The 24,282-nt window shown below is 38.7% G+C and carries 20 protein-coding genes and 2 tRNA genes; 19 read left to right on the top strand and 3 right to left on the bottom strand.

The genetic code is table 11. The features are described 5' to 3' along the window. Positions 1 to 42: 42 nt before the first annotated feature. Positions 43 to 180 (bottom strand): hypothetical protein, encoded by a 138-nt coding sequence (locus tag G4P69_RS02655; RefSeq protein WP_208342604.1) that lies wholly within the window; start codon positions 178 to 180, stop codon positions 43 to 45. A gap of 314 nt (positions 181 to 494) precedes the next feature. On the opposite strand from G4P69_RS02655, the gene G4P69_RS02650 reads away from it, so the two are divergent. Both G4P69_RS02650 and G4P69_RS02645 read left to right on the top strand, forming a co-directional pair. Beyond that, positions 495 to 923, top strand: a complete 429-nt coding sequence (locus G4P69_RS02650) for an acyl-CoA thioesterase (protein ID WP_208342606.1) — start codon at positions 495 to 497, stop codon at positions 921 to 923. Between the two features lie 71 nt (positions 924 to 994). Continuing rightward, entirely contained in the window at positions 995 to 1,237 is a 243-nt protein-coding gene (locus tag G4P69_RS02645; protein WP_208342608.1) for a hypothetical protein, read from the top strand. Positions 1,238 to 1,239: 2 nt separating this feature from the next. Here G4P69_RS02645 and G4P69_RS02640 read toward each other — a convergent pair whose 3' ends face one another. After that, a complete protein-coding gene (locus G4P69_RS02640; protein ID WP_208342609.1) occupies positions 1,240 to 2,031 on the bottom strand; it encodes a TrmH family RNA methyltransferase in 792 nt (263 codons plus the stop codon). A gap of 92 nt (positions 2,032 to 2,123) precedes the next feature. Then, a tRNA-Leu gene (locus G4P69_RS02635) sits at positions 2,124 to 2,205 on the bottom strand. Between the two features lie 81 nt (positions 2,206 to 2,286). Here G4P69_RS02635 and murA point away from each other — a divergent pair. From murA to G4P69_RS02550, 17 genes are all read left to right on the top strand, one after another. Then, positions 2,287 to 3,786, top strand: a complete 1,500-nt coding sequence (gene murA / locus G4P69_RS02630; protein WP_208342616.1) for a UDP-N-acetylglucosamine 1-carboxyvinyltransferase — start codon at positions 2,287 to 2,289, stop codon at positions 3,784 to 3,786. A gap of 91 nt (positions 3,787 to 3,877) precedes the next feature. After that, a complete protein-coding gene (locus tag G4P69_RS02625) occupies positions 3,878 to 4,753 on the top strand; it encodes a M48 family metallopeptidase (RefSeq protein WP_208342617.1) in 876 nt (291 codons plus the stop codon). Further along, a tRNA-Leu gene (locus G4P69_RS02620) sits at positions 4,732 to 4,815 on the top strand. Before G4P69_RS02625 ends, G4P69_RS02620 begins: the two co-directional genes overlap by 22 nt. A 1,007-nt stretch (positions 4,816 to 5,822) precedes the next feature. Further along, positions 5,823 to 6,635: a WecB/TagA/CpsF family glycosyltransferase gene (locus G4P69_RS02615; RefSeq protein WP_208342618.1), complete on the top strand. Its 813-nt coding sequence runs from the start codon at positions 5,823 to 5,825 to the stop codon at positions 6,633 to 6,635. Then, complete coding sequence (locus G4P69_RS02610) at positions 6,635 to 7,525, top strand: ABC transporter permease (RefSeq protein ID WP_208342619.1); 891 nt, start codon at positions 6,635 to 6,637, stop codon at positions 7,523 to 7,525. The genes G4P69_RS02615 and G4P69_RS02610 overlap by 1 nt, the downstream gene beginning before the upstream one ends. A 124-nt stretch (positions 7,526 to 7,649) precedes the next feature. Then, on the top strand, positions 7,650 to 8,642 hold the full coding sequence (locus G4P69_RS02605; RefSeq protein ID WP_208342620.1) for a KpsF/GutQ family sugar-phosphate isomerase: 993 nt from the start codon (positions 7,650 to 7,652) through the stop codon (positions 8,640 to 8,642). An 18-nt stretch (positions 8,643 to 8,660) separates the two neighbouring features. Next, a complete protein-coding gene (gene kdsB / locus G4P69_RS02600) occupies positions 8,661 to 9,392 on the top strand; it encodes a 3-deoxy-manno-octulosonate cytidylyltransferase (protein ID WP_208342622.1) in 732 nt (243 codons plus the stop codon). Positions 9,393 to 9,468: 76 nt separating this feature from the next. After that, positions 9,469 to 10,722, top strand: coding sequence for an ABC transporter ATP-binding protein (locus G4P69_RS02595; RefSeq protein ID WP_208342624.1), 1,254 nt, complete (start codon positions 9,469 to 9,471; stop codon positions 10,720 to 10,722). 14 nt (positions 10,723 to 10,736) lie between these two features. Next, positions 10,737 to 11,552 carry a motility associated factor glycosyltransferase family protein gene (locus G4P69_RS02590; protein WP_208342626.1) on the top strand — a complete coding sequence of 272 codons (816 nt, stop codon included), beginning with the start codon at positions 10,737 to 10,739 and terminating at the stop codon, positions 11,550 to 11,552. A gap of 98 nt (positions 11,553 to 11,650) precedes the next feature. Further along, entirely contained in the window at positions 11,651 to 13,111 is a 1,461-nt protein-coding gene (locus tag G4P69_RS02585) for an MBOAT family O-acyltransferase (protein ID WP_208342628.1), read from the top strand. A 280-nt stretch (positions 13,112 to 13,391) separates the two neighbouring features. Continuing rightward, a complete protein-coding gene (locus G4P69_RS02580) occupies positions 13,392 to 14,531 on the top strand; it encodes a hypothetical protein (RefSeq protein WP_208342631.1) in 1,140 nt (379 codons plus the stop codon). 209 nt (positions 14,532 to 14,740) lie between these two features. Then, positions 14,741 to 15,619 (top strand): glycosyltransferase family 4 protein, encoded by an 879-nt coding sequence (locus G4P69_RS40185; RefSeq protein ID WP_310833726.1) that lies wholly within the window; start codon positions 14,741 to 14,743, stop codon positions 15,617 to 15,619. Positions 15,620 to 15,736: 117 nt separating this feature from the next. Continuing rightward, positions 15,737 to 16,585 carry a glycosyltransferase family 8 protein gene (locus G4P69_RS02570; RefSeq protein ID WP_208339769.1) on the top strand — a complete coding sequence of 283 codons (849 nt, stop codon included), beginning with the start codon at positions 15,737 to 15,739 and terminating at the stop codon, positions 16,583 to 16,585. 204 nt (positions 16,586 to 16,789) lie between these two features. Then, the gene (locus tag G4P69_RS02565) at positions 16,790 to 17,626 is read left to right on the top strand and encodes a 2OG-Fe(II) oxygenase family protein (RefSeq protein ID WP_208339768.1); all 837 of its coding nucleotides are present in this window, start codon (positions 16,790 to 16,792) and stop codon (positions 17,624 to 17,626) included. A 77-nt stretch (positions 17,627 to 17,703) separates the two neighbouring features. Then, complete coding sequence (locus G4P69_RS02560; RefSeq protein WP_243902187.1) at positions 17,704 to 18,693, top strand: hypothetical protein; 990 nt, start codon at positions 17,704 to 17,706, stop codon at positions 18,691 to 18,693. Positions 18,694 to 18,926: 233 nt separating this feature from the next. Next, positions 18,927 to 22,235, top strand: coding sequence for a hypothetical protein (locus G4P69_RS02555; protein ID WP_208339767.1), 3,309 nt, complete (start codon positions 18,927 to 18,929; stop codon positions 22,233 to 22,235). A 431-nt stretch (positions 22,236 to 22,666) separates the two neighbouring features. Beyond that, the gene (locus G4P69_RS02550; RefSeq protein WP_208339766.1) at positions 22,667 to 24,271 is read left to right on the top strand and encodes a GDSL-type esterase/lipase family protein; all 1,605 of its coding nucleotides are present in this window, start codon (positions 22,667 to 22,669) and stop codon (positions 24,269 to 24,271) included. Positions 24,272 to 24,282: the final 11 nt, after the last annotated feature.

The following is a 24,282-nucleotide window of genomic DNA, read 5'->3' as shown; positions in this document are numbered from 1 at the left end:
GGTAAGAAGTTAAGGGAGAGAAATTCTCCCTCAACTCTCACTTCATGAGTTAGCAAATTTCGTAATCATCAGCAATACTACAAATAACCCAAAAACCCAAAGTGTTAACGATCCCCAAACCACAGAGTTTTGTTGTACTTTGTGCCACAAATTACTTGCTTGTTTATTATCGGTTGCCATTTTGCCTCCTTAAGTAAGCAATGTTCAGTACTTAGTACAACAAGCGACTGCTTAAAACCTAGAACACACTCCACTCAGCGCACAGCGTCTTTTTATTTCTGCGCCCCTTGTACTAGAACTATTTTTTAGAAAAGTTACAAAAAGTTATTTAATCTCGCTAAAATTTATTCTTACACAAGTAAGCGTTTACACTTTCAAAAGTCCCTGTTTTGAGAAAATTCTTAATACTGTCTTGTTTTTAGACCACTTTGGTTTCAGAAACGCTAAACACAGAGCCTTAAAATTGATCTAGCACTTAGAGCCTAGAAGAACCTATGCAAAGATTTAAAACCTTACTGCGAGTTCGACATTACGAGATGGATGCTCTCGGACATGTGAACAACGCTGTTTACCAAAACTACTTGGAGCAAGCGGCGATTGAACATTCAGAACATCTTGGTTTGAGTTTGGATGTATACCAACAACTCGGAGGACTATTTGTGATGCGTCGAGTAGAAATTGAATATTTGCGACCAGCGGTAGCAGGCGATACACTTGAAATTACGACTTGGCTTAAGGAAATACGTGGTATCCGTGCCTTACGATGTTATGAAATTCGTAAACAACATCAAGATGATTTGTTAGTAACGGCTGAAGCCCTTTGGGTATGGGTAGATCCTAAAACAATGCGTCCACGAGCAATGCCGAATGTAGTTTTCGATAAATTCATGCAAACACAACAGCCTGTGACTGTTAGTAGTTAGTTTGTTATACTGTATCAATTTTGGTATAAAGAATAGTTGGGTAATACCCCAAATTTTCGTTGAAACAAAAAATGGAAGAGAATCAGCAACAACAACGCCGCGCCGCAGCTAAAGAGTTTCTTCAATCTCTTAACCAGCTGGAAAATATGTTGCAGGTAAACGAGAATCAGGATGAACAAGAAATACCAGAATTAAATAGTGGTATCAATGATGAGCAAGTAGCCACAAGTCCACTAACAATTGATCTAGAAGCTTTTGAAGACGCAGTTGCTGATATTGAGCAATACTTTGAACAGGGAAGTAAACAGTGCTGAAATCAAGAATTTTCTACTCCCCATCTTTGTCTTTGGGCTTCGTACAGCAATAAAGCAGCAGAAATTGCCACGTTTAAAGACTCCACTCCTGGGCTGAGAGGAATTTTCACCTGCAAATCTGCTAAGCTCTTTAAGTCTGCTGATAAACCAGCACCTTCGTTACCCATTAAAATTAAGCTGGGTTTACTCCAATCTACCTGCCAGTAGGTTAAGCTTGCACTTGGAGCGGTGGCTACTACTTGCATTTGAGCTTCTTTAGCTGTCTGCACTAGAGTTTTCAAATCTGGACTTACCTCCATTGGTAGACGAAACCACTGTCCCGCAGAGGCACGTAAAACTTTAGGGTTGTCTAAATCCACGCTATCCGCACTCAGCAACAATCCAGATGCTCCTGCGGCTGTAGCAGTACGAATCATTGTACCTAAATTACCAGGATCTTGGATTGTTTCTAAAGCTAGTACTAAACCACTAAAAGGAACTTCTTGAACACGATACCCTCGTTTTGCTGTGGCGACAACACCATCTGGTTTTACTGTTGTGGCGATCACATCTAATACCTCCCCACTAACAATTTCTGCACGTTGACACCTTGCTGTAGCTTCTTCCCATAGTTTAGGATGTGCTGTTTGCCATTGTGGAGTACAACATACAACTTCTAACGGATAGTTTACCGCACACGCTTCCTCTAACAAGTGCGTTCCTTCTAGTAGAAATAATTGATCCTTATGTCGTTCTTTTGCGGACTGCAGCTTACGAATTTGCTTAATTAAAGGATTTTGTAGACTAGTTAACACTATTTTATATTTTTTGATCGTGCTGTTCTGTGGTGCTCAAATCTGATGAGCAACTTTGTTTTCTAATTTTCAGTTAAGATCCAAAAATAATATGCGGAACCCGGGACTTGAACCCGGAAGCCTTGCGGCACTAGAACCTGAATCTAGCGCGTCTGCCAATTCCGCCAGTTCCGCTTGTACTATGGGTTAGCAGGCATTTACTATTATTACTGAATGGTTGACCTTTGTCAAGGAATTAAATAAGGGGCATGGGGCATGCCCATTGCCCATTGCCCATTGCCCCTAAAACTTCCTCGACCAAATGAAATTTTTCCGGTAGAATCGAAACCAACTTTAATTTTTAAATTAGTTTTTTGTTTTGGAGGTAGGCTTATTAAACCTTCTTGCAGCTTACCAGATGCGAAATCTTCACCTGCTGTAGACTCCTCAGTCCTGCAAATTCAGGGTGGGCATCCTTTGCAAGGTCATGTAAAAATTAGTGGGGCCAAAAACTCAGCACTAGTCATTATGGCTGGAGCCTTACTATGTTCAGGCGATTGTCGCATTCGTAACGTACCGTCATTGGCGGATGTGAAGCGAATGGGTCAAGTTTTATCGGCTTTGGGTGTACAGTTGCAGCAGCATGGTGACATCTTAGACATCAACGCTAGCGAAATTAGAACATCTAAAGCTCCGTATGAACTAGTAACCCAGTTAAGGGCAAGTTTTTTTGCGATCGGCGCAATTCTTGCAAGGCTAGGAGTAGCACACATGCCTTTACCAGGCGGTTGTGCTATTGGAGCAAGACCAGTTGACTTGCATGTTAGAGGATTGCAAGCAATGGGAGCTGAGGTACAAATTGAACATGGCATTTGTCATGCATATGTTCCTGGCAAAAGCGGTAGGTTAAAAGGCGCGAAGATTTACCTAGATATAGCAAGCGTGGGAGCTACAGAAAACTTAATGATGGCTGCAACCCTAGCTGAGGGTGAAACTATCATTGAAAATGCTGCACGCGAGCCGGAAGTTGTAGACCTCGCTAACTTCTGTATTGCTATGGGAGCGAAGATTAAGGGTGCTGGAACCAGTACCTTGATAATTGATGGGGTTCCTAAGTTGCATTCTACCGACTATACAATTATTCCAGATCGTATTGAAGCTGGAACATTTTTGGTTGCCGGAGCAATTACGCGCTCAGAATTTTCCCTCTCACCAGTTGTCCCAGACCATCTAGTACCTATAATTGCTAAACTACGGGATATTGGAGTTTCTATTATTGAAGATTCTCCTAACTGCTTACGTATTCAAAGAGCGGAAATTTTAAAGGCAGCTGATATAGAAACTTTGCCCTATCCCGGCTTTCCTACAGATATGCAAGCACCATTTATGTCTTTGCTGAGTATAGCAGAAGGCGACAGCTTGATTAACGAATCTGTATTTGAGAATCGCTTGCGTCATGCATCGGAGCTAAATCGCTTAGGAGCCGATATTCGAGTAAAAGGCAACACTGCCTTTGTTAAAGGTGTTCCTCTGTTATCTGGCGCACCCGTACTAGCTACAGACTTAAGAGCAGCCGCAGCATTAGTTTTAGCAGGACTAGCAGCACAAGGAAAAACTACAATCCAGGGATTGCGTCACCTTGATCGCGGTTACGATCAACTAGATAAGAAGTTGCAACAGTTGGGAGCTAAAATTCTCCGTGTAGAACCCCAAACTCCTGTAGATAAGGACTTTGTTCCAAATTCTACCGATGCTGAACAATCAATTTCCACATAGTTCTGGTTGATTGTCGTTATACTAAGGTTGTGAGGCTGGGGATAGTTCAATCACCAGCCCACACAATAAACTTTTTCCAGTTTGCTTCGCCATGTCCTACATCAAAACTCCGCTCATCGGTCTTAAAGCAGACTATTTCCGCCATCCTCTAGACCTAGAGGCTACCAAGGCTCTTAAACAAATACCTGGTATAGACATGATTGTGCGGAATGTGTTAGGACCAGTGGCAGAGCAGGTTTTCTATGTGGAAAATATCGCATCTAGCGTTCTGGTAGGTGAAACACAATTGCCGCACCTGCATAAGTTGCTCTTAGAAGCTTCTCAAGTCTTAGATTTAGAAACACCACAGCTTTATGTAAGACAGCATCCGGCTCCTAACGCCTACACATTTGCTATGCGAGGTAAGCAGCCTTTTATTGTGTTGCATACTTCTTTGATTGATATGCTCACACTAGAGGAAATTCAGGCCGTGATTGCTCATGAATTAGGACACCTCAAGTGTGACCATAGTGTTTATCTGACTCCAGTTAATTTATTGATCTTGGCGGCGGCTAATGTTCCTTCGGTTGGAGCGGTTCTTGCCCAAGCAATACAGACACAGCTTTTAGAATGGGTTCGCTGTGCTGAGTTTACGTGCGATCGCGCAGCGTTATTGGCAACCCAAAACCCTAAAGTTGTTATGTCAGTTTTGATGAAGCTCGCTGGTGGCTCACCCACTTTAGCAGGTCAACTTAACTTAGATGCATTTATTGCTCAAGCTCGCGCTTACGATGATATTAGTAAGACAGAACTTGGTGAAATGGTTAAGGTTGCTAGAACAGCCCAACTGTCGCACCCAGTGCCAGTTTTACGCGCCAGAGAAATTGATCGCTGGGCAAGCAGTAAAGAATATCAAAAGTTGTTGCAAAATTCAGGAATTGAGTATAATATTAAAACTGCACCCAAGGGCGGGTGGCGAAACTGGTAGACGCACCACACTCAAAATGTGGCGACCTTGCGGTCATAGGAGTTCGATTCTCCTCCTGCCCATAACTCATAGAAATACTAAAGCACTCCTGAAAAAACTTATTGTAAGAGCGCTTTCCTTCGCGGCTCAAATAGGATTTCTATAGACATCAAGACTATTTGATTAGATAAACTTATAAAGTATTTATTTAGATTCATCGTAATAATTCCGGAAAACTGTAAGGACATCATGAAGATCTAATAAGATACGTAAATTTATTATTGACCTGTCGTACGTATCCTGTTCATTTTATGACGTGTTTAGGTCATGCTGTCTATTTACTAAGGAGTTCACTCGTTGGCTTAACCTAACTTTTCTCATAAACCGGAAAATACATATAGCAGCCTTAAATCATTCATCAAAACATCTATGATGATTTGTCTAGAGAAGATTTATGAGTTAAAATGTACTTAACAAGTGGTTCAGCCGAAGGAAATAATTAGTAACCCAAAAATCTATTTATATTTTGCTTTTACGGTAGTGTTTGAAAAATTAAGGAATATTGGTTGCTATGCGATTGAAAAGATGGGAGTCTCCGCGCCGAGAAGGCAGGAATGACAAAGGCAAAGGCGGATCTGCAAGAAAGCGCCAGCTAAAAAAACAACAGCAAATGCTGCGAAAAAAACTTAAGGAAGAGAATAAAGCAGATAACAACAAAAATCAAAAACAGGGGGAAAACAGAGTAAATCTTCCCCCTGTTTTTTTATTCAGATATCTGATAAATAATCCAGACAAAAACTCTGCCCAGAGCTAAGTCTGAAGAAATTAAAAGATAGTATGAATTAAGTATTAAGTTTATTAAATACGCTATGAGAAAAGAGCAATTTGGTGTAAATTACTATACAGAATAGCGATTATCTAATTATCAGGAAAACTGAACAATTCCCAAAAAGCAAGTGCATCTCCATGTGTTAAATCCCGATAACTCTGTGAGTATGTCAGTCAGGAATAATCTAAAAACCTGACGGTTTTAGTATTAAGCAGGGTGAGTCGGTATTTTGATGTTCACTAGAACACAAGGAGTTACTGTATGGTAGGAAGGATTTTTCTACCTAATAAAAGAGTGATTGATTTTCCTATTACTGCCTTACGCTTTGATGACCAAATACAAACAATTCTTAGATGGGCGAGCGCTCGCGAAAGCAAGTCTGTATGTGTAGCAAACGTACACATGCTTATGGAAGCTTATTGGAGCCCTGATTTCGCCATGGTATTACAAAACGCAGACCTTGTAACACCTGATGGAATGCCTTTAGTCTGGATGATGAGACTTTTAGGGGCGCGTCACCAAGACCGTGTAGCAGGTATGGATCTGTTACAAGGATTGTGCAAAGTCGCCGAAACACAAGAGATCAGTATCTTTTGTGTGGGTTCTCAAAGTGAGATTCTTTCTCGCATGAAAAAACGGTTAGAGCAAGAATATCCTCGGTTGAAGATTGCAGCGATGGAACCCTTACCGTTTCGTCCTTTAACGCGAGAAGAAGATGATGCTCTAATCCAAAGGATTAACTCAAGTGGTGCTGGTTTAGTACTGGTATCGCTAGGTTGTCCCAAGCAAGAACATTGGATGGCTCAACACCTAGATAGAATTCAGGCAGTTATGATTGGTTTGGGGGGAGTTTTTCCTGTTTACGCAGGACTACATAAAAGAGCACCCCGTATGATACGAGACTTAGGTCTTGAATGGTTTTATCGTTTCATCCAAGAACCGCGCAGGTTGTGGCGTCGCTATGCTCAAACTATTCCACCCTTTGTTTGGCTAGCATTTAAGCAACTAGTCACATCAAGTTCTTTTAGCACACCACTTCATATTCGTGAACGTTACTTAGGGTGGCGAGATTAATGAGTAGATTTAAAAGACCGCTAAACTCACAAGCAACAAGTGAAAAAATACCAAGAGTATTGCTGACACCAGAGAGTAGCATGAGACATCCGGTTCAACTGTTAAAACAGATGATTCGAGATTTATTTGCTAGTCGCGACTTGGCTTGGCGGCTTTTAGTTCGAGATATCAGCGCTAAGTATCGTCAGTCCTTTCTAGGAATTCTCTGGGCTTTTTTACCATCAATAGTCACGGCAGCTGGTTTTACTTTTGCCAAGCAGAGTGGGGTTGTCAATCTGGATGCTAAAGAATTGCCTTACCCCGCTTATGTCATGTTTAGTATGACTCTTTGGCAAACCTTTGTAGAAGCACTTAATGGTCCTATTCAGGCAGTAACGGCTGCTAAGATGATGCTATCTAGAGTGAATTTTCCCCGTGAGGCACTCATTATTGCTAAATTGGGCGAAGTCTTTTTTAACTTTGGAATTAAGCTGATTCTGATTGTCGGTTTGTTTATTTGGTTCAAAGTACCAGTTGGCTTGAGCGTGATTTTAGCTCCAGTGGCTCTTATTCACCTGATATTTCTAGGAACGTTTTTTGGGACGTTGTTAGCTCCTATTGCTGTCCTCTATCAGGACTTTTCAATGGGTTTAACATTAATAACAGGATTTTGGCTGTTTTTAACACCAGTTGTTTATTCAACTCCCACTCAAGGAATATTTGCCAGTATTGTCAAACTTAATCCAGTCACACCTTTGTTAGTTACAACTAGGGAGTTAGCAACAACAGGTGTTGTCTCTGATCCTCAAGGATTTTGGATAGCGAGTTTGATAGCAATTGTCGGCATGATACTTGCTTGGCTAGTTTATCGTTTAGCTCTTCCCTATGTAGTCGAAAGAATGAGTTCTTGATAATATTCTTTGATTAAATTTCACGAAAAACCTTTGCATCAAATAACGGGACGTCCACATGAAAGCGATTTAAATTTCCTCGTTCATATCTATAAACAGAGAAACATTTTATAATCATATATCTATGGACTCGCTCGTTACCCCAATTCCAGTTCATCAAACAGTTGAACTCCTTAAGCTAGAAGCTAATGCCATTCATCAAGCTGCTGAACGGTTAAAAGTTGATCAGATAGAAATGGCTTTAACACTGCTGGCAAGTTGTCGAGGAAAAGTTATCATCACAGGTATTGGTAAATCTGGAATTGTTGCCCAAAAAATTGTTGCGACTCTTAACAGCATTGGAATTGTAGCTGTATATCTACATCCTTGTGATGCTTTGCACGGTGATTTGGGAATTGTTAGTGCTTTTGATGTTGTAATGTTGTTGAGCAATAGCGGTGAGACAGAGGAATTAATTGAGATGATTCCTCACTTAAAGCATCGACAAGTGCCAATGATTGCAATTGTGGGTAATCTCAACTCTACTGTAGCCGCTCAGGCAAATGTCGTCCTCGATGCGACTGTTGTAAAAGAAGCTTGTCCGTTGAATTTAGCCCCGACAACTAGCACTATAGTAGCTCTTGCTATTGGGGATGCACTAGCAATGACATTGATGCAAATGCGAGGGATAACCCCAGAGGACTTTGCGTTTAATCATCCAGCTGGAAGATTGGGTAAACGTCTGACACTGAAGGTTAGCGATCTCATGCACTGTTGTCCAGATAGTCATACCTTACTTCCCCAAGCTTCTTGGCTAGAAGTGGTGAGTGCTATTACCCAAGGTGGTGCGGGAGCAGTCAATATTGTTAATGAACAAGAGCAATTGGTGGGTTTAATAACTGATGGTGATTTGCGCCGGTGTGTACAGAATACTCCATCAGATCAGCTAGAAAATCTCACAGCTGGCAAGATTATGACGAGCCATCCCATAGCAGTGACTCCAGAGATTTTAGCCTATGATGCTCTCAAATTAATGGAAGATCGTCCCTCGCAAATTTCTGTTTTACCAGTGGTGGATAGTGAACAGCGCTGCTTAGGTTTGATCCGGTTGCACGATATTTTGCGTAGTGGTTTATAAAACAGAGGATATGAAAATATGGTTAAGATGTTGGCAGTCATTCCTGCTAGATATAATTCACGGCGCTTTCCTGGTAAGCCTTTAGTTAAGATTGGCGATCGCCCAATGGTGCAAAGAGTTTATGAAGCAGCTAAAAGCTGTACACATTTCGATAAAGTAGTAGTTGCTACAGATAGTGAATTGATTGCTGATTGTGTAAAGCAGTTTGGAGGAGAGGTGGAAATGACTCGCAGTGATCATATGACAGGTACAGATCGGGTAGCGGAAGTTGCTGAACGTTATCCAGAAATGACGGCGGTTGCGAATGTTCAGGGAGATCAGCCTTTTGTGACGGCGAATATGCTCACACAACTGATTAATCCATATCTCAATGGTGAGTCACCAGCAATGACAACTCTCGCTTGTCCATTGGATTTTGACCAAGCTTACCGAGATCCTAATTCGGTGAAAGTGATTTGCGATCGCAATAGCAATGCTATCTACTTTTCTCGTGCGCCGATTCCTTATTTTTTTAATTCTGGAGAGGCTCCTGTATTTCATCATTTAGGACTTTATGCTTTTGATCGCAATTTTTTGAGTAAATACGCCCTTTTGACACCAACTCCCCTCGAACATTGTGAAGGTTTGGAGCAGCTGCGAGTTCTAGAACATGGATTTTCCATCCGCGTATGTCTGACTGAAAAAATTGTTTTGGAGATTAATACTCCAGAAGATTTAGCTAAATCTCAAGTGGTGATGTCTTGTAGTTAACAATACTAAGTGATCGCAACACGATGTATATCGATAATAATGATTATCACTCTAACAAAAACTTCCAGAACAAGAAATGACAGATGACGTTATTCTTTCGGTAAACGGTGTCTCCAAAAAATTTTGCCGAGATTTAAAGCGATCGCTATTCTATGGAATTCAAGATATTACCTCTGAAGTATTGGGATTGCGAGAAAAAAGTGATAAACTAAGGCCCAAAGAATTTTGGGCATTGAAGGATGTTACTTTTCAATTACGACGGAAAGAAGCACTAGGCTTAGTTGGAAAAAACGGTAGTGGAAAATCAACCCTACTACGGATAATCTCTGGGTTAATTAAACCAGATACTGGGTACATAGAAGTTTATGGTCGATTAGCACCGCTGATTGCCCTGGGAGCTGGATTTAACCCGATTTTGACAGGGCGAGAAAATATTTACGCCAATATGTCTATTTTAGGTTTATCCAATAAGCAAATTAAAGAAAGATTTGATGAAGTTGTAGCTTTTGCAGAAATTGAGGAAGCGATCGACGCTCCAGTACAAAGCTATAGTTCAGGTATGGCAGCGCGGTTAGGGTTTGCTTGTGCAATTCACACTGAACCAGATATTTTGCTAATTGATGAAGTATTAGCGGTTGGCGATATCAAATTTAGAGCCAAATGTTACCGCAAACTCGCTGAACTAAGAGAGAAAGGAATAGCTTTCATATTAGTTTCTCACAGTTCCAATTCAATACTTTCTAAATGTGAGTCAGCAGTTTACCTTGCCAAAGGTGAATTAGTTATTGCTGGTGATGCGAATTTAGTGACACGTAAGTATGAAAACGATCTTTTTCTAGAGGGGGTTTCAAAAGCTGTAGGTGAAATTTATCTCCCAGAAAAACCTCAAAACCAAAGTTCTGGCTTAGATATTTCTTCTGTCTTCTTTAAAGATAGCCAGGGGAACAAAGTGAGTTGTCCTACTAGCGGTTTGTTAGTCCAACTCTGTATAAGTTGCAAACTTCACAGAAGCATGGATGATGTTAATATTACATTCAGTATTAAAGAACAGGTTGGAGAAGGCGACAAGATTTTAGTTTTAAGCACTCTCCATGATAAAAAGTCTATTAGCCTCTCAATAGGACAAAATGAGATTCAGGTTGAAATGCCTTACTGTGGCTTAAAACCGGGTTCATATCTAATGGATATCCATATATATGAAGGTAATTATGTAGTGCTTGACTCTGTTATGTCCTTTGAATTCACAGTAGAGGGACTTGGCAGTATGAGTCAGTGTTTGTTCTATCAACCAAGAGTATGGAAAGTTGCTAGCTTGCAGACAAAAACATAAGAAGTAGTAGAATTATGGCAAAATGCGTTTCAGAACTTTATGACTTGTATCCTAACAGTGATATTTATATCATTGGTACAGGAGCTAGTCTTAGAGCATTTCCTATCTCTTTTTTAGAGAATAAGATTACCATTGGCTTAAATATGGCTTGGAAAACTGTGCCCGTACGGTACAGTATAACAATTCATCCCGAATTAAGCATCCCTGAATTTTTGCCAGAAGAAAAGCCAAGACCAGAAATAACCTGGGTTACAAAGTATCATAAAACAAAAGCTTTAGTCTCTCCTGAGCAATTTAAATATGCTGAAGATAATTTCTATTTTTTCGAGACAGAAGGGCGTGTTAATACACAAGCACCGAATCAACCATCTGATGCAGGACGTATACTAGACTGGGTTCGTAAACCAACAGAAAATAAACTATATTTATGGACTTCTATTGCTCAATCAGGAGTCAACTTAGCAGCTAATATGGGAGCTAAAAATATAGTTTTAGTCGGTTGCGATAATTGTGCGCTCTTAAATAATCATCATGCTCATAAACAGCATACAAGATGGAGAGATGCTGCTCCTAATCAGCGTTACAAAGAGTATTATGAAGGCTTAGCAGAAATGCGACCAGTATTAAGAGAACGTGGTGTTAATCTTATGAGCTTAACACCGTTTCTAAGTCTTGAATCTCCTGAATTTGACTTCGAGCGTCTTTGCAAAGAACTTAATCAACCCAAATATCTTGCTAGTGGTGCTGATATATCTCCTAAGTTGAATTATACGCAATATTACATCAAAGAGTTAAAAAAAATTATCAAAAGGATGCTCATTCCTTCCTGAAAACAACACAATTTAACTGAAATTTAAGCGTATTTATTGTGCAAACACAAAGATCATACGATGATTTATCTATGAATATCTTTCATTAAGGACTATTTATGCTCTTTAACTCCTATGCCTTTATTTTTTGTTTTTTGCCGCTCACACTTCTAATATTTTTCAATTTATCTAAATTTCATTTAACAAAACTTTCTATAGTCTGGTTAGTCATTACTTCATTAATTTTTTATTCACAATGGAGTATCTCGTACTTACCTCTGTTACTAATTTCTATTTTATTTAATTATCAAATTAGTCATTTTATTGCATCTGCTCAATCCAAAAGTCAAAGAGCTAAGATTTTACTTACTATCGGTATATTATTTAATCTAGGTTTACTAGGATATTATAAGTACGCTGGTTTCTTAATAGATACTATTCAAAGAATTACACATAATAGCTGGAGCGTCCCTACAATTGTTTTACCTATTGGGATTTCTTTTTACACATTCACACAATCTGCTTATTTAGTAGACACTTATCGTGGTGAAACTAAAGGGTACAACTTTCTAACTTACTGTTTATTTGTAACATTCTTTCCACATTTGATAGCTGGGCCGATATTACATCATAAAGATGTAATTCCACAATTTTATCGATTAAGGAACTTAATTTTCTCCTACAAAAATATGTTTGTAGGCTTATCATTCTTTATTCTGGGATTAGGGAAAAAGCTATTAATAGCAGATCCTTTAAGTCTATGGGTAGATACTCTGTTTAAGAACGCTAATAACCTCGGTTGCCTTGAAGCTTGGGTAGCTGCATTGAGTTACACATTTCAACTATATTTCGACTTTTCTGGATACTCGGATATGGCGGTTGGTTTAGGTTGGATGCTAAACATCGAGTTACCAATAAACTTTGATTCGCCTTATAAATCTATTTCTATCATTGAATTTTGGCGACGTTGGCATATTACACTTTCTAACTTTTTACGTGATTACTTATATATTCCATTAGGAGGAAACCGACGGGGAAAAATTCGACAATATATTAATTTATTCACGACTATGCTCCTAGGTGGTTTGTGGCATGGAGCAGGTTGGACATTTATTGCTTGGGGTGCTTTACACGGAATATATTTAGTGATCAATCACTGGTGGCGTAAACTACAAATTCCATTGCCAAAGTTTCTATCATGGATAATTACTTTTGTTGCAGTGGTCATTGGTTGGGTTATATTTCGATCACCACATATCTCTGATGCCAAGAACATGATCATGTCGATGATTGGAACAAGAGGAATTGTTTTGAACAACAGCTATCAACTTTTTGAAGAGTGGATGAATAAATTTGGTGTGAATCTTAATGGAGAATTACCTCATTTATTAATAAACTCAACATGGATTCTATTCGTTTTAGTTGGGTTGTTACTATGGGTTACTTTGCTACCAAATACGCAACAAATTGTACAAAGAATTAGATTTTCATGGTACTGGGCTACATTTCTTGGTTGTATAGCAGCCTTCTGTTTATTGAGCTTGAATCAGGTGTCGGTATTCCTTTATTTTCAGTTTTAATTACTGAGACAGAATTCATTATACAATCTGTTTCTTTGCTGTTGCCTGTTGCCCTTCTCAGTAGTAAAAACTCGACTCTGGTGATTGCGGCTCTGGGCATGAGTACCGAGCTATACAAAGGTATTACCGCAAGTTACCGCCGACGGTAATGGCTGACTCAAGAGCCATAGTGAGGGAAATTCTCCTCTATAACTTGTTATCTCCGTGCATCAATAAATGTCATTTTGTTCCACTACTGAATATATACCAAAAAATTAATTTATTAACTTAATTGTATTGTATGAAATCTCTAAAATTAGCTAGAAGACAAAAAATAAATTTTCTTTTTATTGTTATTTTATGTTGTTGTTTATCTATCTCTTTACTAAATTTTATGACTGATCCTTATGGAATTATGGGGAATCCAGTCATCCCAGGGTTTAATAAATTCAAACCAGAAAAAGCAGATACTTATAGATTATTTAAAGCTGTAGATATTATCCGTCTCAAACCAAGAACTGTGTTTTTAGGTACTTCAACAATGGATTTTGGCTTAGATCCAAATCATCCGGCTTTAGCTGCTTATGGACCTGTGTATAACTTAGGAATGCCAGGTACAAATATATACGAAATAATGCGTTATTTTGAGCATGCCCTTTATAATCAACCAGATATCAAGCGAGTAATCATTAGTAGTGATACATTCATGTTTGACAAATATAGAAATAACCCCAAAGACTACAGTGATAACCGTTTACAAACCAATACACTTGCTTATAAAGATATTTTCAATGCGACTTTTTCTATAAATGCTTTTGTATCTAGTATCAAGACTATTGTAGTAAATCTTAATAATTTTAAATCTGAGCCTTATAGTACTAATGGTGACCGTAATGAAAACTGGCTGGTGGAAAATAAACCTGTTGTTTATAGATTTATAAGAGCTATTAACAGAGATCTACAAGATATCAATACATTATCACCACAACGATTTGATTACTTTAAACGAATTGTTGAGCTATGCCGAGAGCGAAATATTGATGTCAAAGTATTTATACCACCTATACATGCAACTGTAACCGAGGGTCGGTTCTCCAAAAATAAAAATTTAGTAACGGATGAAGAAAAACGATTACTTGTCTCTATAATCCCTGTGTGGGATTTTTCTGGTTTTAATACGATCACAACTGAAAAAGTTAGTAATGAGATGAAATACTACATTGATGCTTATCATTACCGAAAAAATGTGGGTAACTTAGTGCTTAATCGTATGCTTCATTTTCATGAAGAAACTGTTCCAAGAGATTTTGGTGTCTTGATGACACCAGAAAATATTGAAGCTCATCTTATTCAAATTCAGCATCAAAGAGCAGAATGGCAGAAGAAACATCCCGAATTAGTAAAATTAGTCGAAGACTTAGAGCAAGTAAAAGGTATATAGCCGACAACCAATCTCCACAATTTTAGATAAAAAAACAAATTTATGTAGGATTGATGGATATGGGTCGATAAATGGCCACTTCATCATATATGAATCTCATGGAATTCATTTTTAAGAACTATAGGAAAACTTACATACAATCATGGTTAAGGTTTTTTTACAAAAAACCTTTTATCCCCAAGTTAAAAGAAGAGTATGATTTAGTTTTTGTGATTTACAAAGAAACTCGTGGTTGGATACTTGAAGCTATTTGTAAAGAGATTGCTAATTATTTTCCCGGTAAGTACTGTTACCATGATTCAACTTCTTACTTACCTCCATCAAAAGCTTACTTTTTCTCTCATTATGGATTATTTCCGGTTTGTCTTCAACAAAATCCACATATTTGGGGTGCTAAATCAATTGTTTGGTATACTCACCCAAAAGATATTGGTGTTAGGAACTGTGAACTTATTTATGCCCTGAATAAGGCGGCGACAAAAGTTGTATGTACCTGTTCAGAGTTTACTCGCCTTCTTGACTCTCAAGGATTAAGTAGTAAAAAAACGACCTTTATTCTTGGCGGTGCAGATCCAGAAATGTTTAAACCGCATCAGCGTTTAAGTAGCACAGTTGGGTTCTGTAGTGCTTATTATCCCCGCAAATCTCCAGAAAAAATTTTAAGCATTATTAAAATGATGCCTCATAAAAAATTTATTCTTTTAGGGAGAAACTGGAATCAATATGAAAGATTTGCGGAATTGATTGAACTGCCAAATCTCTCTTATGTTGAAGCTTCTTATGCTGATTACCCAAGTTACTATGCACAAATGGATGTTTTTGTCTCAATGGCAAAGCTAGAAGGGGGACCTATTCCTCTTATTGAAGCGATGATGTGTAACGTTTTTCCTGTTGCTAGTAAAACGGGGTTTGCGCCTGATATCATTACTCATGGTCACAATGGATTTCTTTTTGATATAGATAGCCCTCTTGAAGTCGTGTGTGACTTAATTGAACAAGCCTTTCATCTTCAAACAGATGTTAGAGCAACAGTTGAACACTTAAGCTGGAAAAATTTCTCCTTAGAAATCCAGAATTTACTCACATGAAAGGGAGCAGGGAGTAGGGAACTCTTAGCAGGGAAAACTAGGTCAACCACTAGAGGCGATACTTTAAACATGCAACCTCTTTTTGTAAACAAAATAAATAAAAAAGGATGTGAATTTATGAAACAACAAGAACGTATTAAGGTATTTATTGGTTCGGGAGAAGCAAGCCGTCTTGAAAGGAAAGTTTTAATTCATTCTCTCTATAAGCATACCCGCAGGGACTTGGATATCTATGTGTTTAACGGAACTCATAACTCTATAGAACTTAATGATGAAAAGCCTGTTTTGGCTCCCTTATCTTTAAGAGTTAAGTACCGAAATATTACAGAATTCAGTTTTTATCGGTTTATCATACCCGAAGTTTGTAATTTTCAAGGAAAAGCAATTTATGTAGATTCTGACATGATTTGTCTGTCAGATATTGGTGAACTATTTGATACGCCTGTAGATGATTTTGATTTCCTAGCAAAAGAAGACTCTTACGGAAAGCCTGAAGATAAACTTTGGGGTTTAAGTGTTATGTTAATAAACTGTGAGAGGTGTAGATTTAATGTGGAAAAGATTGTAGATGATATCGAACAAGGATTGTATTCTTATTCAGATTTCTCGTTGATGAACCCTCTTTTTCTCTCCTATCATAACTATAATATCGGAGAGATTGATCCTCAGTGGAACGTTTTTGACTACTGGGACAGCCATACTAAGCTTATTCACTACACCAATCTATACACTCAACCTTGGAAAGCTGCTAATCATCCTTATGGAGATTTATGGTTTGAATACTTCAATGAGACTGTTGCTTCTAAAAGGATTACACAAGAGGATATCGATTTAAGCTTTTTTAGATCCTACGTCAGGCGTGATTTACTGGAAGGCAATTCTCCTAAAAACAAACGAAATAATTTGGTGAAAAAATTAGTTTATTCTCTGAAAGAACCTTTGAAGCAAGCATTTGACCGTAACTAGCAAATTGGGTTGGTAGTCTAAATTAGACCAACAGAGAACATCTTACTCCATTTATAAAGCAGGGTACGTTAAGGACGCACCATTAATAGCCGTACTTCCCCGCCCAAAAACTCGTGAATTCAATGTAGTAAATGGGCATGAGGAGCGCGCACCCTACCTTAATTTATTTGAATGTAATTGTAAAGAACTTATTGGAGAACAAAAATGCAATCTCTACTTGAGAATGTTAATAAAAACCATTTTTTTTCTGAGCCATTTCCCCATATAGTTGTCACTGATGCTCTCGATGATACACTATGCTCAAGATTAATTGATGAATTCCCTCCTATAAATATAGTTACTGAAAGTAACCAATACCCAAGTAACGAACGGTTTAGTTACTCTGCTCACAAAGTTTTAGGAAATCCACAGATTAGTGAATTATGGAGGGAATTTATTAGAGTTCAAACCTCAGATATTTTTCTAAAACAATTTCTTGACTTATTTGAGCAGGATATTCGCCGGATCTATCCTTCTTTCGAGCAGGAAATTGCATCTGTTAAGACTCTCAAATCTGGTGTGAGAAATATTGATGAGTTTCCCAATGTTGATATATTACTAGATGCCCAGATCTGTGTCAATACTCCTGTAGTTGCAACACCATCGGTAGTCAAACAAGCTCATTTAGATCGTCGGCAAGTTTTGTTTGCAGGTCTTTACTATTTACGTCGTCCAGATGATGACTCAACAGGTGGTGATTTAGAGATCTATCGCTTTAAAAATGGAAAGCCCTACGGTTTTAATCAGCAGTTTATTGATGATAAATATGTTGAGTTAGTTAAGACTGTAAAGTATGAGCGCAATGTATTGGTTTTATTCCTCAACTCAATAAACTCTTTGCATGGTGTAACTGTTCGTTCTGTAACTCAATCGCCTAGATGCTTTGTGAATCTTATAGGAGAAGTTAAACAGCATATGTTTGATTGGATGTTATACCAAGAAACAAAAAGCTGGACAGATAAGTTTACTCAAAGGATCGCTAAAGTTTTTTCACACTCTTAAAAAAGGAGTCTTAAAACAGTGAACAGTTAACAGTTATCAGTGACCAAGATGTATGTTGTGGCCTTAACTGATAACTGTTGCTCACTTCCGCAAGTCTTCCTTGGGAAATTTTTTTAAACGAACAAATTGGAGAAAATTTAATGTCCATACCAATTATGATGATTCATCGGGGTTACGCTTCTTATCTGATACAAACGTTAAATCAGGCAAAATATACAAATCAAGAATCTGACATTATCCTACTTGGAGATGCTAGTAACAATTTTTTAAATTTCATCCATCATGAAAAATTTGATAAATATTATGTTGAAGCGAAAAAGTTTGAACAAGTTTATGTAGATAAACATATGAGTCCTAACAGTTACTCTTATGAGCTACTGTGTTTTCAACGATGGTTTATTATTAAGGAGTTCATGCAAAAAAATAAAATTGAACAGGCTGTTCATCTAGACTCAGATATAATGACTTACACTAATTTTTATAATGAATACAAAAAATTTGAAAAATTTGAATATGTCTTTCCAACCTATAGTTGTTTGATTAAATATGATGGAATTGAGCGTATTTGTAATCACCTAATGGATTTCTACACCAAGCCATCACTATTTGAAATTCTCAAATCAATTCAAGAACAAAAATCACTTCAACTTCAACAGAAAAATTCTTGTAAGCAGAAAATTGCTGGAATTTCTGATATGACTTTACTGACATTATTCCGTGAAAGAAATTCTGACAATGTTTGCACATTACCTCTTGATAAAATAGGTTTAACACTTACTAAGTCTAGTTCAGAATTTGATATTCCTGATTCTATTTATGATACTAATATTAATGTTTCTAATGGGTTTGAAATGCATAATGGAATCAAAAAAATTTACTGGCAGGATCAGCAACCATTTTGTAGGCATCTTGAACTTGACAGAAAAATCAAGTTTAATTCTTTACATTTTCAGGGGGTTTCTAAAAAATATATTAATAAATATTCTACTGGTTCTAAATCTCAAGTCTTGTTCTTTAATTTAAAGCGTATGTTTAACCAGGGTAAAAATAAATTAGCTAATTTTTAGCTGTGGGTTGTAAATTAAGCGATAACTGATAAAATTAATTCTACTTGACTTACGTTAGGGTCTTATCAATAAGTTTTGGTTAAGGGTAATTGCGGTGTCCAAAACCTAGAATCTAGGGACTGGTGTTTATCCAAACTGTCTCGAATTCAACATAAATTTTAGTCGCAATTAGAACATTTAAGGTACGAGGATTGGTGAAATATCAAAAAAACATGACATAAATTATTTTGGATATGCAATTGTATAAGTGTATTACCTTTTTTCCTCTAAAAACTAATGTCGCAAGTTTCATTCCTACTGTCTATAGCAAAGTTTGCCAATACTGGCTGGATATCTTGCTTGTAGTAATCTTTGCTTCTTCAGCAGGTTGGGCATCTTTTAAAGGTGGACTTCTGATTAACCCCTACATACTTTCTTACAATTCAGAAGATATATGGTTTGGGGCAGATGTTGCAAGAGTCTTATGGAACATGGCTCTTCGGACGAGCAATCATTTTCGCACAGAAGTACACCCACTATTTTCGCTGATTGCTTATCCACCAGTCCAACTGCTTAACAAGTTAGGAATTGAACAAATTACCGCCGCCAGGATAATTATTGCTTCTGTCGCAAGTCTTTGGTTGAGTTCAGTTTTCGTTCTCTTGAGACTTATGGGTTGTCGGCGATTTGATGCAACCCTATTCAGTGTACTTGCAGCAACCAGTGCAGCAGCAGTATTTTGGTTCGTCATACCAGAAACTTTCTCCTTCGGCTCAGTTTCTCTACTTTTGGCATTATGCTTCACTGTCGTAGCGCAATCTCGAAAATTTTCGTCGCTATGTTACATCGGCGTTAGTGCAATGACATTAAGCGTGACGACGACGAATTGGATGGCTGGACTTGTAATAACAATTGTCAATCATCCCTGGAAACGAGCTTTGCAGATTACAGTCAATGCTCTTTGCCTTGTTATTCTGCTGTGGAGTCTGGAGCATGCTATTTTTCCGACTGCGAAATTTTTTCTTGGTGACACTGAGGAACAAAATTATATATTACAAAATACCTCCGGTGGTCCATTGCATATCATCCAAGCTTTTGTAGCCCACACAATGATTATGCCATCTATCACCGCAGATCATCACACTAATCACTCTTGGCCGGGTATGGTAGTGCAATTGTCTCCCCCAGGCTCAGGAAGTGTGTGGGGTTCTGTTGGAGTTGTTTTATGGACTGCTTTACTAGCTCTGGGGTTATGGAGTTTTTTCTCACTCAAGCAGCATCTCAAATTTCGCATTGTTCTAGGATTAACACTCCTTGGACAACTTGCACTACATTTGGTGTATGGCGAAGAGACTTTTCTTTACGCAATACATCTCATTGTATTTTTTATACCTTTGGTTGCCTTGAGTACTCTGACAAGATGGCGTCCCTTAGCATTAATCTTGGCAGGTATGTTGGCGTTGAGTGCAGGGGTAAATAATGGTTTGCAGTTTGATAAAGCAATAAAGTTCGTTGATAGCATTGCTCCAAACCGTGATAAAGTTCTAGGTCAGATGCAACTGCGACCAAATGACCCTTGGTCACGAGGTACAGGTCACGTTGTTCTTGCTTACCCAGGAAGTCTCGAACCGAACAAAGCTTACCATGAACCAGGTGGCAGCTTCAGTCCATCTGTAGGCAGTTTTGGTGTTTCATTTTGGGTTAATGATGCTCAAGGAAATATCAAAACAACTAGTGATAGTATTCGTGAGAGTGAAATCAATCAACAGTTCCAGTGGAACGATGGACAACAAATACCAGGAATTTTAACTAAAACCCCATACTATCAAACGCTTTGGTCATCAACTAAACCAGGATTTTGGTTACTCAATCTTAAAAGTGAATCGGCAACAAATACCACGCTGAACATGGTCATCCGCAGTGTAGGACCAGCAGGAGGACCAATTCGTTCCCTTGATTGGAATGGTCAACGACTGTTAATTAACAATCGCTGGTCACTTACTCTGAACTCACCACCCACCCACGTATATTTAGGTGAAGAAAGACAAAGTGGCTGGAAGAGCGATCGCCCCACCATCACCAATTGGCAAGATGAAAATGGTTGGGGTTATGCTCGTTTAGAATTAGCTAATGGCAATGATTGGAATTTAGTCATCCAAGATACCTCTTTGCAGCCAACTACAAACGTAAAATTTCCCGTCTCTGCAAAAGCGTCTTTAAAACTAAACCTTCCCGATCAGCAATTTGCAGCTAGCTTGAATGCACAAGTTGCCCATATTATGATGGGACTCGTGGAGCAGCAAACACGTCCAGGCGAACCCACAAACTATCCTTTAACATGGCAACGTCATGCTGCTTACCAAATTGTAGCTCTAGCTCGCGCAGGACAGTTGGATGTTGCAAAACAGTTATCAACCTACTTAGCTGAAAACGATTTCTTCGGTGGTTTTGGTCCTGAAGCTGATGCACCAGGGTTAGGGATCTGGGCGCTTTCAGAAGTGGCTACCCGTCTAAATCAGCCAGACTACGACAAATGGTCGTGGGATCATATTCGCCGCAAAACAGAATTCATCTTAAAGATGATGTCAACAGATACACCTATTCACCAACAGTTAAATGGAAAAGTTTTGGAGGAACAAGAGAAAGATCCTGATATTGCGCTCGTTGCAGAACCACCCCGAAATGGTCTGATAATTGGTCGGGTGGATAACCAACGCCCGCTACTTTATGTTAACGCTATCAGCTATAGAGGTTTACTCGATGCAGCATCACTAGCAGATCGACTGCAACAACCAGCTGATGCAAAACGTTGGCGAGATGCAGCTGCAATTTTGCAGCAGGCGTGGGGAAAGACATTCAAATTCCAAACTAAACCGAGAAAGTGTGGAAAACGTTGTTACTATACACCAGAGTCGGAAAATGACCGGACTTTTATCAATAGCCTTTGGCCTACTCAGATAGCAGCTTCTAATCAGGATATTCTACTTCAACGTATGGAAACACGATGGATGAAGCTACGTGACGCTCAAGGTGGATTCCGTGAAAATCCGACACAGACCTATTTTGACATTGCAGAAGCACACCAATGGCTATTTCTTAACCAAAGCGATAGCGAAGCGCAACGGCGAAACGCCGAACGCCTGTGGAAAACACTGCAATGGTTTTGGAATCATCAAGCATCGACAGGGTTATACACATGGTGGGAGGGTGATGGCGAGGTCAATACTTCTCATCGTTGGGAAGATATACGAGGTTGGGTGAAGCCAATTCATGTCACACCCCACTATTGGTCTGCTGCTGAGATGTTGCTGATGCAGCTAGATATGTTAGCTTATACTGACATTCAGGCAAGTCAACCAACAGTCGTTATTGGAGCAGGAATTCCCACAAAATGGCTACATCAACCCATGAGTGTTGAAGGATTGCCAATACCAAACGGTCAACTAGACTGGATTTGGGATGGGAATCAAATGAATGTGAAGATCACAGGTGGGCAAGTTAATGTCAAACTTGGATCTGTTTTTCCCCCTACTACACCATTGAAAGTGGACTACGTCAAATAAAGAGAAAACTCCACAAGCATCCTCTGCGTATATATGATAATGTGATTTTGTGTTTGCATAATCTATAAAGAGTTTTCTAGGTGTGTTCCCTTAAAAACTCTAATATCTTTACATAACTGGGTTGTCAATCTACCTGTATTAAGTATTACAATAGAACAGTAAGGAAACATGAATTAAGTCTCTTGTTTCAAAAGTCTGGTTTTGAAACTGTGCATTCTACCTAAAATCTAGAAACCAGCATCAATCATTTTCTACTCAGCTACCATTCCAGAGTGCTTGAAATCGCAGGCTTATAGACTGTAAAACTATTAGCCAAAAATTTAATTATCAGGTAAGTGTGCGAGATATCAGAACATTTTTCTTGGTTATCTCGTCAAATCTCGATGCCGAACGACTATTCCCCTTAAGTCTAAACACTATTTATAAAAATTATGACCGCAATTCGCATAGAAGCAGAAAATTATAAGTCAGGACAGGGTAACTATTACGACAAGTCAGCTGGTAACAATGGAGGTAAATACCGAACCGAGGATGTTGATATCTATGCATCAAAAAGTGCGAGTAATGGCTATCTAGTTGGCTACACTGAGGCTGGGGAATGGCTAACTTACGATGTCGATATTACTCAACCTGGAACTTACAAACTCGTTGCCCACGTTGCGTCAGCACAAAATTCTAGCATGAGTTTAAGTGGGTCTATAGGTGGGCAGCAAAAGCAAACTCAGTTTACCGGTACTGGCGGCTGGACAAATTGGACAGATGTCAATATTGGGACTTTCAACCTAAACACTGGAAAACAAACCTTACGTGTAGATGAACTGATAGGTGGCTTCAATATTGATTACTTCGAGTTGGTTCCGGTAAACAGTTCCAATGTTGGAAATCCAGGAAACAGTTACAATCTAGGCAATATTGTAAATAGTCGTATAGGTAGCAATACATACACGGGTGGAGATGGAATTGATACTATTTCTTATGCCCACTCACCAAGTGCTATTGTGGCTAACCTGAGTACAGGAATTGTCACTCACAACCTACCTAACTCTGCTGAACATCCACTCAAAATAATGCCAGTAGGGGATTCTATCACTTATGGTTTAGCTAAAACAGGGGATACAGGATCCTATCGCGATGATTTATGGAAATCATTAACAAATAACGGTTATAGTATAGACTTTGTTGGACCACAATCTAGTGGACCTGATGGTTTTGACAAGGATCATGCTGGGTTTCCTGGGTGGACTATTACTAATGTTTCCGATTCAATCAATGGTTGGATAAGCACCTACAAACCAGATAAAGTGCTGTTGATGATCGGGACAAATGACATTCTTAAAAGTGATAACCCAACTCAAGCACCTAATCGACTGAGCAATCTGATTGACCAAATTCTCAATCAGTCACCGGATACTCAAGTGCTAGTTGCCGCAGTTCCACCAGTTGATAAAAACTATCCTAAGCCGGGAGCAACCTTCTGGCAGCAAATAATGGATTACAATTCCCAAATCCCTGGGATTGTGAACTCTAAAGTGAGTCAAGGCAAAAATGTCACTTATGTAAATATTAACGGTTCATTACAAGAAAGTGATCTAACTGATGGTGTTCACCCTGGCACAAATGGTAACAGCAAAGTTGCCAAGACATGGTATGATTCACTACTGCAAAGTAATACTGGTACAGATAAGATTTCCAACTTTGAAAACATCGTTGGATCGAAATATAATGACGTTATTACAGGCAATAGTGGTAACAACATTATAGATGGAGGCGGTGGTAATGACATACTTACAGGTGGAGGTGGCAACGACACATTTGTTCTCAGACCTGATCAAGGAACAGTAAGAATTACTGACTTTACTATTGGGAAGGATATCTTGGGATTATCTAATGGTATAAAGTTTGACCAATTAGTGTTTGAGCAAGGAACAGGTGGTAATTTAAATGACGGTGTAATTGGATACAACGGGAAAACGATAGCTATGTTAAACGGAGTACAAGCAGGTGCACTCACTCCTAATTCATTTATTACTGTATAAACTCTAGAGAA

It is taken from the genome of Aetokthonos hydrillicola CCALA 1050 (assembly GCF_017591665.1).
In the GTDB taxonomy this organism is placed as follows: domain Bacteria; phylum Cyanobacteriota; class Cyanobacteriia; order Cyanobacteriales; family Nostocaceae; genus Aetokthonos; species Aetokthonos hydrillicola.
This window is presented reverse-complemented; position numbering and strand designations above follow the sequence as displayed.